General features: G+C 53.7%; 12 protein-coding genes and 1 tRNA gene. 9 read left to right on the forward strand and 4 right to left on the reverse strand.

Going from position 1 to position 16,319, the window contains the following annotated elements; all coding sequences use genetic code 11:
• Positions 1-139: 139 nt before the first annotated feature.
• A complete protein-coding gene (locus AWM79_RS15115) occupies positions 140-1,801 on the reverse strand; it encodes an OFA family MFS transporter (protein WP_017132501.1) in 1,662 nt (553 codons plus the stop codon).
• A gap of 487 nt (positions 1,802-2,288) precedes the next feature.
• Here AWM79_RS15115 and AWM79_RS15125 point away from each other — a divergent pair, with 487 nt between their 5' ends.
• The 6 genes from AWM79_RS15125 (at position 2,289) to AWM79_RS15150 (ending at position 9,193) form a co-directional block, all read left to right on the forward strand.
• A complete protein-coding gene (locus tag AWM79_RS15125; RefSeq protein WP_060783164.1) occupies positions 2,289-4,511 on the forward strand; it encodes an AsmA family protein in 2,223 nt (740 codons plus the stop codon).
• Positions 4,508-5,575, forward strand: a complete 1,068-nt coding sequence (mutY, locus tag AWM79_RS15130; RefSeq protein ID WP_017132504.1) for an A/G-specific adenine glycosylase — start codon at positions 4,508-4,510, stop codon at positions 5,573-5,575. Before AWM79_RS15125 ends, mutY begins: the two co-directional genes overlap by 4 nt.
• Complete coding sequence (locus tag AWM79_RS15135; RefSeq protein ID WP_017132505.1) at positions 5,572-5,844, forward strand: oxidative damage protection protein; 273 nt, start codon at positions 5,572-5,574, stop codon at positions 5,842-5,844. Before mutY ends, AWM79_RS15135 begins: the two co-directional genes overlap by 4 nt.
• A 103-nt stretch (positions 5,845-5,947) precedes the next feature.
• Positions 5,948-6,023, forward strand: a tRNA-Phe gene (locus AWM79_RS15140).
• A 95-nt stretch (positions 6,024-6,118) separates the two neighbouring features.
• Positions 6,119-7,291: a site-specific integrase gene (locus AWM79_RS15145; protein WP_082712626.1), complete on the forward strand. Its 1,173-nt coding sequence runs from the start codon at positions 6,119-6,121 to the stop codon at positions 7,289-7,291.
• 165 nt (positions 7,292-7,456) lie between these two features.
• A complete protein-coding gene (locus AWM79_RS15150; RefSeq protein WP_060783165.1) occupies positions 7,457-9,193 on the forward strand; it encodes a reverse transcriptase domain-containing protein in 1,737 nt (578 codons plus the stop codon).
• Positions 9,194-9,274: 81 nt separating this feature from the next.
• On the opposite strand, the gene AWM79_RS25410 is transcribed toward AWM79_RS15150, so the two are convergent.
• Together AWM79_RS25410 and AWM79_RS15160 are read right to left on the reverse strand one after the other, a co-directional pair.
• The gene (locus AWM79_RS25410; protein ID WP_208599907.1) at positions 9,275-9,706 is read right to left on the reverse strand and encodes a hypothetical protein; all 432 of its coding nucleotides are present in this window, start codon (positions 9,704-9,706) and stop codon (positions 9,275-9,277) included.
• Between the two features lie 8 nt (positions 9,707-9,714).
• On the reverse strand, positions 9,715-9,942 hold the full coding sequence (locus tag AWM79_RS15160) for a hypothetical protein (protein ID WP_060783167.1): 228 nt from the start codon (positions 9,940-9,942) through the stop codon (positions 9,715-9,717).
• A 1,110-nt stretch (positions 9,943-11,052) separates the two neighbouring features.
• Here AWM79_RS15160 and AWM79_RS15165 point away from each other — a divergent pair.
• Positions 11,053-13,317, forward strand: coding sequence for a DotA/TraY family protein (locus AWM79_RS15165; RefSeq protein WP_060783168.1), 2,265 nt, complete (start codon positions 11,053-11,055; stop codon positions 13,315-13,317).
• A 26-nt stretch (positions 13,318-13,343) separates the two neighbouring features.
• On the opposite strand, the gene AWM79_RS15170 is transcribed toward AWM79_RS15165, so the two are convergent.
• The gene (locus tag AWM79_RS15170; RefSeq protein ID WP_060783169.1) at positions 13,344-13,682 is read right to left on the reverse strand and encodes a hypothetical protein; all 339 of its coding nucleotides are present in this window, start codon (positions 13,680-13,682) and stop codon (positions 13,344-13,346) included.
• 41 nt (positions 13,683-13,723) lie between these two features.
• Here AWM79_RS15170 and pilV point away from each other — a divergent pair, with 41 nt between their 5' ends.
• Both pilV and AWM79_RS15180 read left to right on the forward strand, forming a co-directional pair.
• A complete protein-coding gene (gene pilV, locus AWM79_RS15175; protein ID WP_060783170.1) occupies positions 13,724-14,986 on the forward strand; it encodes a shufflon system plasmid conjugative transfer pilus tip adhesin PilV in 1,263 nt (420 codons plus the stop codon).
• Between the two features lie 160 nt (positions 14,987-15,146).
• Complete coding sequence (locus AWM79_RS15180; protein ID WP_156430113.1) at positions 15,147-16,247, forward strand: site-specific integrase; 1,101 nt, start codon at positions 15,147-15,149, stop codon at positions 16,245-16,247.
• The last annotated feature ends 72 nt before the right edge of the window (positions 16,248-16,319 follow it).

Below are 16,319 nucleotides of genomic sequence, written 5' to 3' on the forward strand. Positions count from 1 at the left end.
GACATGCCTGTACAAGTGGGCGCGCCAAGGTGGTGCGCCGACCCGCGACAAAATCACCTCGGTGTGCCTGAGCCATCCAGGCGTCTGCAGCACGCACGGGCCCGGCTCATACAAGCCGGACCCACGGGGGATCGCTGATTTAGTGGAACAGTACCGCCGTCTTCTGCAGAGTCGCCCACACGCCCCACGCCAACGGTATGCCCACCACCAGCCAGGCTGCCACCACCATCGGTTTGCTGCCAGCAGAGGCTTTCCACTCCAGCACCGTGCTGCTATCGGCGCCCTGATCATGGCCCAACGCCTGCTCGGCGGCCAGTTCGGCGTCGGTCATGAAGTACTTGTCAGCCACCGGACGCACCAGCAGGTTACAGATAAAACCCAGCACCAACAGGCCGGCGAGGATATATAGCGTGATGTCATAGGCGTCGGCGCGTGCCACGCCGACACTCAGTTGATACTCACGCAGGTAGTTCACCAGCACAGGACCGAGCACCCCGGCCGCAGCCCAGGCAGTCAGCAGACGACCGTGGATCGCGCCGACCATCTGGGTGCCGAACAGGTCGGCCAGATACGCCGGAACCGTGGAGAAGCCACCGCCGTACATCGACAAGATCACGCAGAAGGCCGCCACGAACAGGGCGATGCTACCCAAATGGCCGAGGCTCGGGACCGACGCATAGAGCGCAAAGCCCAGGGCAAAGAACACGAAGTACGTCGCCTTGCGGCCGATATAATCCGAGAACGAGGCCCAGAAGAAGCGGCCACCGATGTTGAACAGGCTCAGCAGACCGGTGAAGCCGGCGGCGATGGCCGCGATCTGGCCCAGTTGCGCCGCATCCAGTTGACCGAAGGTCAGGCCGTTGCCGAGCAATTTACCGGCGAAGACTTCCTGCAACAGGGGCGAAGCCATGCCGAGGATACCGATACCGGCGGAAACGTTCAGGCACAGCACCAACCACACCAGGCGAAATTGCGGGGTCTTCCAGGCCACGTTCACATGCACGTGACGATGGGTGATCATCGCATTGCTCGTCTTCTTCACCGGCGCGGTCCAGCCTTCGGGCTGCCAGCCGGTCGGTGGTACGCGGTACGACAGCGCACCGCCGAGCATGAAGATGAAGTAGATCACCGCCATCACCACGAAGCTCTGCCATACCCCGACACTGGTCGGCGAAGCGAAATGCCCCATCAGCGCCGCCGCCAGCGGAGCACCGACCATCGCGCCACCACCGAAGCCCATGATCGCCATACCGGTCGCCATGCCACGCTTGTCCGGGAACCACTTGATCAGGGTCGACACCGGCGAAATATAGCCCAAGCCCAATCCGATACCACCGATCACCCCGGAGCCGATCCACATCAGCCAGATCTGGTGGGTATAGATGCCCAGAGCCGAAATCAGCAGGCCACCGCACCAACACAATCCAGACACCACACCAGCCTTGCGCGGCCCGGCATGTTCCAGCCAGCCGCCCCAGATTGCCGCCGAGCAGCCGAGAAAGATGAAAAATAGCGTGTAGATCCAGCCAAGCATCGAGATCGGCCAGTCACATTGCGAGGAGAACACCTGTGCGACAAAGCTCATGTCCGGCGCGCAAGCGACCGGCGCGGTGATGCCCAGAGCCTTGGACAGCGGCAACCAAAACACCGAGAAGCCATAGGCCATGCCGATGCACAGGTGAATGGCCAGGGCGGCCGGTGGGACCAGCCAGCGATTAAAACCTGGCTTGGCGATGATACGTTCTTTTGACAGGAATGCTGGCTCGGTAGCCAGCCTGCCGGCCGTGGTGCTAATGCTCATGATGTTTCCCCCCCCATTGAAATAATGATTCGACAGCAACACTTCACTCCGACCTCTGACAGTGCACACAGGCATGGTCGTTTTGTTGAGTAAAAGCTCAGAAACGCGACAATACGTCGCAGAAGGGCTGACGAACGACGAAAGATTAGCACTTGATCGAGGCAGAAAAACCAAATTGATATCATCTTTTGTCATACAACAGCATGGAAACCTTACAGAGCGCCTGCTAGGCGCCTGTCTGAATTATGCGTGCGAAAAATTACCCACCGTCACAGGGCAACCATAGAGTCTGCTCGCAAAACGTTGCCAATGACCTCGCCACCAGCGGCCGAGCCGCTCCCGCAGCCCATCTCCAGACCCCAGGGGCCGATAGCCAAGCTCCATTTGCTTCTGAACACTCCGTCGATAGTATCCCTGCCCTGCCATCTGTCCGTAACGTTATACTTGCGAGCTAACTTCATACTCGACTGACTACAAGGACTCGCCCATGAAAGCGTTCGGCAAAATCCTGGGTCTGGTACTTCTCGGGTTGTTGCTGATCATCGTGGCGCTGGGCTTCGCCCTCACCCACTGGTTCGATCCCAACGACTACAAAAACGAGATTCGCCAGATGGCCCGCGACAAGGCCCACATTGAGCTCACCCTCAATGGCGACATCGGCTGGAGTCTGTTCCCGTGGCTGGGCCTGGAACTCCATGATGCCAGCGTGGCAACCCTGGCCAATCCGACCCAGCCGTTCGCCGACCTGCAGATGCTTGGCCTGTCGGTCCGCGTACTGCCGCTGCTACGCCGCGAAGTGCAGATGAGCGACGTGCGCATCGAAGGCCTGAACCTGATGCTCAACCGCGACAAAGACGGCCACGGCAATTGGGAGGACATCGGCCGCCCACTGCCGGGCGCGACAGTGACCGGCGCGCCTGGCCAGAGCGCCGACACACCCGAGGTGGCCGGCCATCGCGAAGCGGAAAAACCTTCGCAGCCGATTCGTCTGGATATCGACAGCCTGACCGTGAACAACGCCCGGGTCGAATTCAACGATGAGAAGAGCGGACGCCAGATCACCTCGGAAAGCATCCAGCTAAGCACCGGCCCGGTCCATGAGGGCAAGGACATCTCGGTGAAACTGACGGCCTTCTTCGGCACCAACCAACCGGTGCTGCGAGCCAAGACTGAACTCAACGGCGAGCTGCGTTTCGATCGCACACTCAAGCGCTACCAGCTCGCCGACATGCGCCTGAGCGGCGAAGCCTCTGGCGAGCCGTTGCAGGGCAAGAGCGTGACTTTCTCGGTCCAGGGGCAATTGCTGGCGGATATGGCGGCGAACGTCGCCGAATGGACCAACCTCAAGTTATCGGTGAACCAGTTACGCGCCATCGGCGAACTGAAAGCCAATGACCTCGACAAGACACCGCAGATCAACGGCGGTCTGTCGATTGCTCAATTCGACCTGATGAAATTCCTCGACAGCGTCGGCCAACCACTGCCACCGATGGCCGATGGCAGCCTGAGCAAGGTCGAGCTGGTGACCCGACTGAACGGCACGCCGACCAGCCTGGCGCTGGACAACATCAACCTGAAACTCGACGACAGCAGTATCAGTGGGCGGATCGCCGTCGATGACTTCGCCAAGCAGTCTCTGCGCGTGCGGCTCAAGGCCGACACATTCGACGCCGACCGCTATCTGCCACCCAAGTCAGCGCAAGCCGACAGCGCCGCGAAAGTCCGTCAGGCCGAAGTCATAAGCAGCGAAGCCAATGCCGTTTCCGGCACCACGCCACTGCCCGAGGCGCCGACTAAAGGCGCCTGGAGCACTGACAAGCTGCTGCCTATCGAGCGTCTGCGTAGCTTGGATGTAGACGCGGACCTGAACTTCGACCAGTTGATCTTGAAAAAACTGCCAATCGACAACGCTGCCCTCAAGGCCACCGGCCAGGGCGGCCTGCTGACCCTCGCCAGCCTGCGGGGCGATCTCTACAACGGCGGTTTCGACACCAAGGGCAGCCTCGATGTACGCAATGATCAGCCACGCCTGAACCTGCAAACGCGGCTGAACAAGGTGCCGGTCGAGCGTGTGCTGCAAGCGCTCGGGCAGAAACCTCCGATCAAGGGCGCCCTGACCCTCGGCAGCGACCTGAGCGGCACCGGCAACAGCGAGAAGGCCCTGATCGACAGCCTCAACGGCACCGCCAGCTTTGTCCTCAACGACGGCGTGTTGCTCAATGCCAATCTGGAACAGCAACTGTGCAGCGGCATCGCCCTGCTCAACCGCAAGGCCCTGAGCAGTGAGCCGCGTGGCAAGGACACTCCGTTCCAGGAGCTCAAGGGCAGCCTGACGATACGCAACGGCGTTGCCAGCAACCCCGACATGAAAGTGCGCATCCCCGGTCTGGCCGTCAACGGCAACGGTGACATCGACCTGCGCGTACTGGGTATGGACTACCGTGTCGGCATCGTCGTCGAAGGCGACAAGAGCGACATGCCGGACCCGGCCTGCCAGGTCGGCGAGAAATTCGCCGGGATCGAGTGGCCGCTGCGTTGCCGTGGTCCGCTGGAGCTGGGCGCCAAGGCCTGTCGCATCGACAAAGACGCTCTCGGCCAGGTGGCCGCACGCGTGGCCGGCAACAAACTGAGCGAGAAGATCGACGAGAAGCTCGGCGACAAGGTCAGCCCTGAACTGAAAAACGCGCTCAAGGGGCTGTTCAAGCGATGAGAGCCGAGCAGTTTTCAACGGCGGTACTGGACTGGTACGACCGTCACGGGCGCCATGACCTGCCGTGGCAACAGGGCATCACGCCCTACCGGGTGTGGGTGTCGGAAATTATGTTGCAGCAGACCCAGGTCAGCACCGTGCTGAACTACTTCGATCGATTCATGGCCTCCCTGCCGACAGTCGAGGCCCTGGCCCGCGCACCGGAAGACGAAGTACTGCACTTGTGGACCGGGCTGGGCTACTACACCCGTGCGCGCAACCTGCACAAGACCGCGAAGATCATCATGGCCGACTATGGCGGCGAGTTCCCACGGGATGTCGAGAAGCTCATCCAACTGCCGGGTATCGGCCTGTCCACCGCCGGTGCCGTCGCCAGCATCAGCATGGGCCTGCGCGCGCCGATCCTCGACGGCAACGTCAAGCGGGTGCTGGCACGCTATACGGCCCAGGAGGGCTATCCCGGCGAGCCGAAGGTGGCCAGGCAACTTTGGGCCAACGCCGAGCGCTTCACGCCCCACGCCCGAGTGAACAACTACACCCAGGCGATGATGGACCTGGGGGCCACACTCTGCACCCGCACCAAGCCCAGTTGCCTGCTGTGCCCGCTGGAAAATGGCTGCCAAGCGCACAAGCACGGCCTGGAGAGCCGCTACCCGATTCCCAAACCGCGCAAGAGCGTGCCACAAAAGCGCACCTTGATGCCGCTGCTGGCCAACCGCGAAGGCGCCATCCTGCTTTATCGCAGGCCTTCCAGCGGTCTCTGGGGCGGCTTATGGAGCCTGCCGGAACTGGACGACCTCGACGACCTACCGCATCTTGCCCTGCAACACTCGCTGGAGCTTGGGCGCCCGCAGGAACTGCCGAGCCTGACCCACACCTTCAGCCACTTCCAATTGGCCATCGAGCCGTGGCTGGTGCGGGTCGAAGAGTCCGCCCATCACGTGGCCGAGGCGGACTGGCTCTGGTATAACCTCGCCACCCCACCGCGCCTGGGCCTTGCCGCCCCGGTGAAAAAGCTGCTCAAACGTGCAGCCGACGTATTGAATGCAGGAGAGTTGCAATGACCCGCACCGTGATGTGCCGTAAGTACCACGAACAACTGCCGGGCCTGGAGCGCCTTCCCTATCCGGGCGCCAAAGGCCAGGATATCTTCGACCACGTATCCCAGAAGGCCTGGGCCGACTGGCAGAAGCACCAAACCCTGTTGATCAACGAAAAGCGCCTGAACATGATGAATCCCGAGGATCGCAAGTTCCTCCAGGGCGAGATGGACAAGTTCTTTTCCGGCGAGGAATACGCCAAGGCCGAAGGCTACGTTCCACCCGCCGAATAATCCCGGCGGGGCCAGGTTTGGATCGTAAGCGACGGTAATAGTTAAATATTTTTTGAAATCATGCTTGACGCATCCTCGAAAAACCCGTTTAATGCGCCCCGTTGCCCAGATAGCTCAGTCGGTAGAGCAGGGGATTGAAAATCCCCGTGTCGGCGGTTCGATTCCGTCTCTGGGCACCACTAATTTCAAGGCTTAGCGCAACACTAAGCCTTAGTCCCTCGCTCCAGAGGTACAGTTTCGGTACAGTGCCGATACGTAAGCTCTGGAGACAGCGATGGCGACAATAGTAAAGACCCCCTCCGCAACATGGAAAGCAGTCGTCCGAAAACAAGGATGGCCAACAGCTTCCAAGACATTCAGAACCAAACGTGATGCCGAAGACTGGGCTCGTGGTACCGAGGACGAAATGGTCCGCGGACTATACATACGTCGCACCCTTTCAGAAAAAATGACGTTGAAAGCAGCGTTAACACGCTACCTCCTTGAAGTAACCCCCTCCAAAAAAGCCTCCACACAAAAATCTGAAAAGACCAAGGCCAAGCCGCTCATTCGCCTACTGGGAAGCTATTCGCTCGCAGCTTTAACCCCAGACATCGTCGCCGGCTACCGCGATAAACGCCTAAGCGAGCCCGTAAACACAAAGCTCAAGGAAAACAGCCTCGTCATACCGCGAAATGTCGGCAACAACACTGTGCGCCTTGAGCTAGCTCTGCTGAGCCACCTCTTCACTGTGGCCATTCAAGAATGGCGTATCGGCCTCCCACAAAATCCGGTAGCAAACATCCGCAAGCCAAGTCCAGGGCCAGGGCGTAATCGACGCCTTTCACTCGATGAAGAAATACGTCTGCTAAAAGCCGTCAGCACATACAGCAACCCAATGCTCAGCTGGATCTTCAGAATCGCCCTAGAAACCGGTATGCGCACTTCAGAGTTTATTACCCTACGCGTGCACCTGGTCGACCTAAAAAAACGCGTAGCTAACCTCCCAGACACCAAGAATGGCGGGTATCGCTCAGTACCTCTCAGTAAGATCGCCACAAACGTACTGGCTCAAGCCCTAGACAACCCTGTTCGCCCAACAGATTGCGATTTGGTTTTCTTTGGCAATCCCGGCAAGGATGGCAAACGACACCCCTACGTCTTCTCAAATGCCTGGAATGCAATGAAGAAAAAACTTGGGATCATGGACTTTCACTTTCATGACCTCCGTCATGAGGCAGTGAGTCGGTTCGTTGAAACCGGTGAGTTTTCAGATCAGCAGGTGGCAGCTATCAGTGGCCACAAATCAATGCAGATGCTCAAACGCTATACGCATTTGAGAACAGACGATCTGGTCAAGAAGCTCGATAAAGCAGACTCTAAAAAGCAAGAGCTGTTAAACAATCCAATGAAGGCGAATTATCCTGCGGCAGATTTAACGACGGGGCTTCCAGAGCCATCAATTTGATACTACCATAGACACGCGACTGTTCAGGACTCGCATTTCTGAGGCGAATTCGCCTTGGCTTGTAGCGCTTTTACCTTTGACTCTTCGAGTTGGCCGGATAGAGGTCATCTCTCCGGAGTTGGAGTCCTGGGCAGTCCACCTAATTCCGCAGCAGAGAATGGAAGCATGTCTGTCCCCGAAGTAAGTCCTCTACCCGCCTCATTTTTAGATCTCCTAGCCCCCGCTGTAAAAATAAAAAACAATAAAGAACTAGCTGCGGAACTGGGGATCAGTTTAGGCCGACTTACTTATTACGCATACTTCCTGCCAGATCATAAAAAATATAAAACTTTCACTATAAGCAAAAGAGGCGGCGGCGAGCGCATAATCGAAGCGCCAGTGAAAGGGTTAAAAGACCTGCAGAAAACCATCCTTGGTAAATTCGAGCCCTACTATAAGCCAAGGGCATGTGTATTTGCCTATGTTCAAGATCGAGGAATTGTTGAAAATGCAGACGTCCACGATTTTCAGAGATGGGTTTTGCGAGTAGACCTAAAAGATTTTTTCCACTCTATAACTCAAAGAAGAGTTATTGGCATATTTTCCAGCCCCCCTTTCTCATTATCCCGAGATGCCGCTAGAACACTTAGCTTTTTATGCACGAAGGATGGAAGATTAACTCAGGGCGCCCCTACTAGCCCTCTAATTAGCAATCTTGTGTGCAAGGGATTAGATTACACCCTTAAAGAGCTTGCCGCCAAAAACAAGTGTTACTACACCCGTTATGCCGATGACATATTTTTCTCCAATAGCGGTGCAATGTTTCCGAGAATAATAGCTGAAAAGATGGAGGACGGGAGCGTAAAAATTGGAGAAGAACTTAAGAACTTAATCGAAGGCGCGGGATTTGCTATAAACGAGGAAAAGGCATTTCTTCGAAGCCGGGCTGAACGGCAAATAGTTACTGGCTTAGTAGTTAATAAGAAAGTAAACGTCCCTCGCGAGTTCACGCGAGAAGTGAGGGCAGCACTATACTCTTGGGAAAAACATGGACTAGAGTCTGCAGAAAACTTCTGGAAAGAAAAAGTCGACAAAAAAAGCCGCCATAGCGAGTCAGACTCCCGATTTAAATGGGTCGTAAGAGGGAAGATTAACCATATTGGTCACGTAAAAGGTTACTCAGACCCAGTTTTTCTTTCACTTGCTCGAAGGCTAAAAGCTCTTGATGACACCTACAAGCTAGACGAAAGAAAAATAACCGTAGCTATTGCCCAGGAAATTCATATCTATACAGAAGGTGTTACAGACAACAAACACCTAAAAAATGCCTATGAGCATTTTAAAAGATCCAACCAGTTCGACGACCTAAATATACTTTTTAAAGAGACAAAAAAATCCGGAAGCCCCGCACTTAAGGCTTTATGTGAAAACTTAAGTGAAGCACTGCAACGCCATCTGACTATCTGTATATTCGACCGGGATGAGAAAGACATAATTAGTAACATGGGTGGCTCTCCGGGAAGCTATAAAGATCACGGAAACAACGTGTTCAGCCTGGTGATCCCTGTACCTGATTTTCGTGACACTCAGTTTGTTTGTATTGAACACCTTTATAAAGATGAACAGTTGTTCCAAGAGGACATTGAAGGTAGAAGATTATTTTCAAAGGACGAATTCGATTCTCTTAGCTGCTTTAAAGGTGAAAAACCGCTATTTTGCCGATTACCAAATAAGCAGTCTCTAATCTACGACAGTGAAATAATTGACATGAGCAAAAAAGTCAACGTAGCTCTTTCAAAAAACAAATTTGCTGACTATATCCTTTCGCGAGTCGCGCCTTTCGATAAAATTGATCTGTCAGGCTTCACCGGTACATTTGAGCAGATCAGAGAAATTGCGAGATCCTACGGGAACAAGCGCTAAACGACCTACCTTCGAAAGCTCAGTCTAGGTCGAAAAATCTAGGCCTAGACACGAGCTGCGTTAGCATTAAAACGGCCCCTTTCAATATCCCGCTCTCATCCCGACAGTCGCTGCGTAATGCCTAGTTTGATATTTCAAAACATGTTTGGCCAAAAGCACCACATCTTCATCTAGGCCCCACTCAAAAGCTAGCTTGTCTAGGCTTTTTATAGAGCTGTCTTTACGCTGAACTTTAGTCTCTGGCTTTAAACTATCCCACCCCATAACGAACAGCCTTAACGTTTCTGCGCGCTCATCCGTCAAGCAAGGATAACGTCGAAATCGATCGATTAAATAAATCGCCCTCCGCTTTGAGGTTTCATCCCCTCCCAGATCTCTGAACACTTCTTCAGGCCGCAGATTATCCGAGTACCATATCAATAGAGCAAATTCTACAAAGGTCTCTATTTCAGCGTGCTTAAAGGGGCAGCACGCTAATCGATATAGCGGATGAGAATGAGAGGGAGCGTTCATTTTTCCAATCAATCTTCCACAGCCGAAATCAAGTTTGACAGAAACAGACGAAACGCACGCTCGGTGTAAAGCGTCGTCGCCGCAGCTTGATAGGCAGCAATAACCTGATCAAGAGCCGGTTGAAGCGTGGCGCAGAGCCCCTTCATTTCGTGGTCAAACTCTGGAGCATCAGCTTCCGGGGACGCTTCGTAGAGAAGATCTTCAACAAGATTTTCAGATACAATCGACATAGCCATTTCAGGACCTCCTGCGGTCTTGGTGGTTAGGCGCTGCCTGGGGTTGCCGCCCCGGGCAAGCGCTGACTTCTTTTAGTTTCGGTAATAACCTCCCTCCCGTCCAGTGCTGTTTGTATGTTTTTCTTTTAGCCAATACAAAACAAAGCTTTAGACACACTCCACACCTTGATCTACGTGGCCCACAGTACCAGTTAGGTGAATACTTATGGGGAGAAGGTGAACAGATATGGGGCGTATGGTGAACGTTTATGGGGAGCAGCTTCTTGTAAGGTGAAAGCTTATGGGGAGCGTAAAGTGAACGTCTATGGGGAGCAAGGTGAATGGATATGGGGCACAACCGCCCAACTGAAAGCCCTTTATGAAAAATTTTAAATTTGGGGGTTTACAGCACACTTCGCCACACAAACCCTATAACAACTAAAATTTGATAATCACTCGTTATAGGGTTTTTTCGAAAATTCAGCTCAAACACCCATAAACTCAAAAAGCGCATAAAAAATAATACGCAACAATACATTTGACAAAAAACAAACAAACTCCAAATGATCTGGGCGCACTCTTCCTAACTCGAGAGCCCGTCAATGAACGCAGCTACTAATCTTAAGCCCACATTCGAATCCGAATTTTTACATCGCTATGGGCCGCTTCTTTCCCAAGACCAGATGGCCAATCTTCTGGAAAAAACCCCAGGTGGTCTCAGAGCTTTTTTACTTCAACGTTCAAAGCTTGCCGTAGGGCTCTCAAACTGCAAAGTTCAGGTCGGACGGAGGATCTTCTACCGAACCATTGAAGTTGCGGAGCTTCTATCATGCCGCGCGTAAAATTACTTCTTTCTTCGCCCCAACTTACAACTTTAACAAATCGGATGTTCTATCTATTACTTCTACTGTCTAATATTTTGTTACCCGCAGGGCAACATAGAATATGGGGACGTCTCAGCCGATGGTGGATATTTCCTTTGACCGCGGCCGCAGCCTACATATCGATGCAACTCTATCTCAATGGCCACGGCTCGTATTGGAGGCTTGCCGGGGTGCCCTACGCGTTGCTGTACGTGCACGACGCCTTGGCGGTAACCGAAGTTTCAGCCAATAGATCGAGTGTTGAGAAATGAAATTATCCCTCCATTTGCTGACGCTGCTTGCGGCTCTTTCCTGCGGACCAGTCCTAGCCGCAGGCGGCCCCTTTCAGCAGTTCACTCCACCACCAGGTGATACGTCGATCGACTTTCTGGAGGAAGTATTCGGATCCATCGTCGGCACCATCCATTCAGGAGGCAATGTCCAAACAGGGGAAGCCGAGGACGTTATGGGCTCCATGATGGGAGTCTTCGGTGGCGCAGTGCTCTTCCTTGGCATGCTTTTCGTGGGCTACACCACGATCAAAGGCACGATCGACTCCGCGCATGACGGAGAGGTGCTTGGCAAGAAAATGAGCTCTATCTGGATTCCGCTTCGGACTGTCGGCGGTACCGCCCTGCTGCTCCCCCTCGGGCATGGCTACTCGCTGATCCAAATCATCGTGCTCTGGCTCGCAATTCAAGGCGTCGGCATCGGTGACGCGATCTGGAGCCAGGCTGTGGACCAGATGGGGAAAGACGGGATGCTCACCCGCCCAATGATTCCTGATTCGCGACCATTGGCGGCCAGTATTCTGAAGTTTGAGGTGTGCGCCGCAGCCATGAACAAACAGTTTGCGGCCTCAGGGCGCTCAACCAAGATTCAGGCGGTTTCCTCACCACGCAAAGTGGTAAATACCGGAGAGCTCAATGTGGCTCTTCCGGACGCCATCCCAGTTTATGGTGCGGCGAATATGATCCAGAGGTACGCCAATGCCTCGTACACAGTCATCGACTACAAATGGAAAGCCAACGACAGCTCTTACATGAATCCTGATGTTTGCGGCGCGTTGACCTGGAAACAAAGCTGGGAGGCCTCGGAAGGCAACAGCAACACAAAGATCATCAAGGAGCCGATCCTCGCAGCCCATGCAAAAGCCGTTCAGCAGATGATCCTCGATATTCGTCCGACGGCTCAGCAGATCGTTGCAGGGCAGAAGCCTGAAGCTGGTGCCCTCGACTCTGCGGCAAACAAGTATGAAAACTCACTTCGGGCGGCAGCCAAAACAGCCGTTTCGCAGACTAGCGATCGAGCCCGGGCTGACTTCCTCTCAGGCGCGAAAGACGGCGGGTGGCTCTTTGCCGGAACATGGTACAACCACATCGTCAAAATGAACGACGTCATGCAGTCGACCTTGAATGCTCTACCGGCAGCCGAGCCCATCGACATCGTCGACAAGGAAACGAAGGAGTCACTGCAGACGTATCAGGACGTCATCACGACAGCCGATGAATACGCAAAGAATCGGGTTGAGTCCATCAGAAACGTTTACTACACCGATACGAACATTCGCGCACCAAGGGACGGCGAAGGGGCATGGGAGTACGTCAAAAAAATGCTTTCGGCGCCTTTCATGGGTGCTATCAACCAGATGACTCAAAGCATTGCCGGCTCGAATTTGAACCACATGAGCCAGATGAAATCCTTCGGAGATGTGATCGTCACGACCGGTGAGGTGATGATGGCTGCAATGGCAAGTGCGGTGGGCGTCTCAAACTCTTGGGCAGCTCAGGCGACGGTGAAGGTCGGCTTCGACGCCGGAGCTGTTTTCCAATTTCTTTCCTCATTGATCACAGTCTTACTGATCAGTTTATTTTTCTTCGGCGCTACGTTGGGCACCTATGTGCCAATGATCCCATTTATCACATGGATTACCTCCGTAGTGAACTGGTTCGTCCTGGTGCTTGAGTCAGTGATTGCCGCCCCCCTGTTCGCCGTTGCGCACATTCACCCGGACGGCGACGATGCAGTCGGCAAGGCCGGCCAGGGTTACATGATGATCCTCTCGCTGGTAATGCGCCCAGCGCTCATGCTGTTTGGACTGATAGGCGGAATGCTACTGACGCAGCCGATTGTGGGCTTCATCAACGTTGGCTTCATGTCCGTTGTGGCAGGCATTCAGGCTGATTCCATGACTGGGATAGTCTCCTTCGTAGCTTACGTGGCCATCTATGTAATCGTGATGACCACTGTCGTGCACATTGTTTTTAGCCTGATCCATTGGGTGCCAGACAACATCATTCGGTGGATTGGTCACGCTGCCGGCGGCATCGGAGACGCCCAGAGCACTGGCGACAGCGGTCACGATGTTTTCATCGGTGGTGTCAGAGAGGCCAAACATGGGGCGTCTGGAGGCTTAGGCGGGGGCGGGCATAAGTCACTTGGGCCGGAGGGAAGCGGCACCCCGGGGCCGAGCGGCTCAAACTCACCAAGCAATAAAGATCTTCTTGGAAGTGGCCCGAGACCAGGTGACTGAGAACTCAGTCCTGGGGAAAGAGGTTATTACCGGGAAAAGCCTTTCGGGCTTGAAACTTCATAGCCACTTTCAATCATGCATTCCTCGAAAACCTCTTGGCGAATGGCATCACGATTTTGCTTGAGTAACAGATGAGAGTTTGGCTTTACAGCCCTTAACTCATCCATGAGCAAGCGGAGCAAATGATTATTTGCGTCGAAATCGGCTTGCATGATTACCACACGCTCATTCAGTGCAGAAACTTGAGTCTTTAATTTATTTGAGTAAGCACGCCACTCAGCAATCTTAGATTCATATTCATTCTGGATGGATCGTGCGCGAGCAAAACCGGCACCAAGACCACCTTGATAATCAGAGTTACTCATTCAAAACCTCCAAAGCAGACTAAAACTCAAAGAGAGAAATCATGCGGAGATTCAAGCAGCAAATCAACTTAAAATCCAGTGGGCAATCAGGCTTTGCCGCAATCGAAATGATCGTTGTACTGATACTGGTGGTAGCCGCATTGGGGATTGGCTCTCAAGCGATGTTCGACCATGCAGATAACATGGCGGGACAATCCGCGGCTGATCATCAAAAAATCATTTCGGATGCAGCAAGTGCATACATTAAAGACAACTACGCCGCCGTTCTCAATGTCGCAACACCGACGGAGCCGGCCAACATTACCGTGGGCATGCTTAAAAACACCGGTTATCTACCACCTAGCATGACTGACATAAATAACTTTGGCCAAAGCTATTCGGTGCTTGCTATTAAGCCAACAGCAAACAAGCTTCAAACCTTGGTCATCACTACCGGAGGGGAAACAATTCCGGAAACCAGCATCCGTCGAATCTCCAAGCAGGTGGGTGCAAGAGGCGGGTACATTTCGAACATCGATACCAGTGTCGTTGAAGGTACATATGGAGGGTGGAATGTTTCTTTGGCGCCCTATGGCATTTCACCAGGTGAAGGCCATCTTGCGACCGCGCTGTTTTTTGATGATGGAGCCCTCACCAACGACTACCTCTATCGGAACGCCGTGCCGGGCCATCCGGAAGTCAATGAAATGAACACCTCGATCGATATGAAGGGAAACAACCTCAACAACGCTGCAAATGTGAACGCCACTAATGTCAATGCAACGACCGTAAACGCCAGCAACGCTGCGGTTACCGGCACAGTTAAAGCGGGTACAACGGACACCACCGGTGAAACCTATACCGGCGGCTGGTTCAGGACTCGCGGCGACACTGGCTGGTACAACGAAAAGTGGAACGGCGGCTGGTACATGACCGATCCTAGCTGGGTTCGCTCCTATGGTGACAAGGGCGTTTACACCGGCGGGGCGATTGCGGGTGGGACTTTGCAGTCTAACGGCAGAACCACCATAGGTGAGTATCTACAGCTCAACGGCGTCGCGACTGAAGGCGCGGCGTGCTCCCCCAATGGCCTAGTCGGTCGAAATGCGGCAGGCCTAACACTATCTTGCCAATCCGGCGCATGGAAAGGGGCGGGTAGCATCCGCGGCATTGGCAGCGGATTCATGACTGGTGGAGCCGGGACTTACGTAAACCAAATGACAGGTGGATTTAATTGCCCTGCGGGATTAATCCCGGTCCTCACAGGCGGGCAAGTTAACGGTAGTTGCCAACCTTGCTTTATGTACTCGTGCGTCCTGCCATAGCAAAAATCCAAATCTCAGGACATGTAAATAGGACCACTCGTGACCTAAATACGATAGTCATCAGTGACCTAAAAAAGATACGCCACATGTGACCTAAAGATAAAACACATTCACGCACCTGCGTGAATGTGGGCGCTGGTCGACGTAGTCGATTCACGTAGTGAAAAGCGCCCTTTCCGTCAGCCACAGAAAAGTCTCAGGTCACAAAAAAGGAACAGGTATGAGGACACAGTCAGAAGCATTTGCTCTCATCGTAGAGGCCAGACAGCATTTAAAGGATCAGGTGTCCAATTCTCTATCTGAGCAAACCATAAAAGGCTATGAGAGCGAGGCTAAGCGGCTGCTCGCCAAAAGCGAATCGGATATCGACAAAATACTTCCTGCCATCCGAGATACAACAAGCAAGTCGACATATCACAGACGCAAAGCGGCCATTAAATACGTTCTGATGCAGGTGCTTGAGAGGCAAATTCGCCTTCAGGATAAGGCGCAGCGAGGGCAGCACACAGAGGATTTCCATCGGCATATAGAGGTCATTAATGGCACCTTGAAAATGCTCAATGCGATCGCAGAGAGTACAGATGCCTGCCCACTAAAAAAGACTAAAAGACGAAGGTCAAAGCGCCAAGATCTTCATAAACTGCCGTCCAACTGGCGCGATCTGATGGCCGACGAGACTGAGCATGGCAAATACCAGATCCCCTACCTTGTCAGCGCAATTTGCGGATGTCGACCAGGTGAGCTTGAAAAAGGCGTGAACGTGACTTTTTCTGCTACCGAACTGCTGGTACGAATCGACAGTGGAATCAAGGTCACAGCAAGTAAAGGACAACCTTGGAGGGAGCTTCGATACTCACTGGATGATCACAGTCATCCATTGGTACGCCGCCTCATCGAGGTGCTCCAAGGTAAGCACCAGGTGGCAAGCGGTGGCGCTATCATTTCTATCGAGAAGCAAACAAATTTCAGAGCGGCCATGACTGCAGCAGGGAAAAAGCTCTGGCCGAACGGACCGAGGGTGACTCCCTATTGTTTACGCCATGCATTCGCTAGCGATCTCAAGCGCGGTCGACATATAGCTCAGGACGATATCTCAGCGGCAATGGGGCACTGTGTGAATAAGACGGCAAGCTATTACGGCCAATTTCAGATCGGAAAGTCAGGCGGAGCCGGAGTGGTACCTAGCGCCATCAACGCAGCTCGGTCCATCCTACAAACCCGCAGCCCCATACCTCGAAAACAAGCACGGGCAAAGCTATGACAATTCCGAAATTGGACAATTTTCCACATCGCGCACGCCCTGAAAAAATCAACTCTAACAGGCAAAAGAACA

This window comes from Pseudomonas agarici (genome assembly GCF_001543125.1).
Lineage (GTDB): Bacteria > Pseudomonadota > Gammaproteobacteria > Pseudomonadales > Pseudomonadaceae > Aquipseudomonas > Aquipseudomonas agarici.

Bases quoted from the DNA above. Each gene is read 5' to 3' on its own strand.
- AWM79_RS25410 (WP_208599907.1), bottom strand. From the start codon at position 9,706: ATGAACGCTCCCTCTCATTCTCATCCGCTATATCGATTAGCGTGCTGC.
- AWM79_RS15165 (WP_060783168.1), top strand. From the start codon at position 11,053: ATGAAATTATCCCTCCATTTGCTGACGCTGCTTGCGGCTCTTTCCTGC.
- AWM79_RS15150 (WP_060783165.1), top strand. From the start codon at position 7,457: ATGTCTGTCCCCGAAGTAAGTCCTCTACCCGCCTCATTTTTAGATCTC.
- AWM79_RS15170 (WP_060783169.1), bottom strand. From the start codon at position 13,682: ATGAGTAACTCTGATTATCAAGGTGGTCTTGGTGCCGGTTTTGCTCGC.
- pilV (WP_060783170.1), top strand. From the start codon at position 13,724: ATGCGGAGATTCAAGCAGCAAATCAACTTAAAATCCAGTGGGCAATCA.
- AWM79_RS15145 (WP_082712626.1), top strand. From the start codon at position 6,119: ATGGCGACAATAGTAAAGACCCCCTCCGCAACATGGAAAGCAGTCGTC.
- mutY (WP_017132504.1), top strand. From the start codon at position 4,508: ATGAGAGCCGAGCAGTTTTCAACGGCGGTACTGGACTGGTACGACCGT.
- AWM79_RS15125 (WP_060783164.1), top strand. From the start codon at position 2,289: ATGAAAGCGTTCGGCAAAATCCTGGGTCTGGTACTTCTCGGGTTGTTG.
- AWM79_RS15160 (WP_060783167.1), bottom strand. From the start codon at position 9,942: ATGGCTATGTCGATTGTATCTGAAAATCTTGTTGAAGATCTTCTCTAC.
- AWM79_RS15135 (WP_017132505.1), top strand. From the start codon at position 5,572: ATGACCCGCACCGTGATGTGCCGTAAGTACCACGAACAACTGCCGGGC.
- AWM79_RS15115 (WP_017132501.1), bottom strand. From the start codon at position 1,801: ATGAGCATTAGCACCACGGCCGGCAGGCTGGCTACCGAGCCAGCATTC.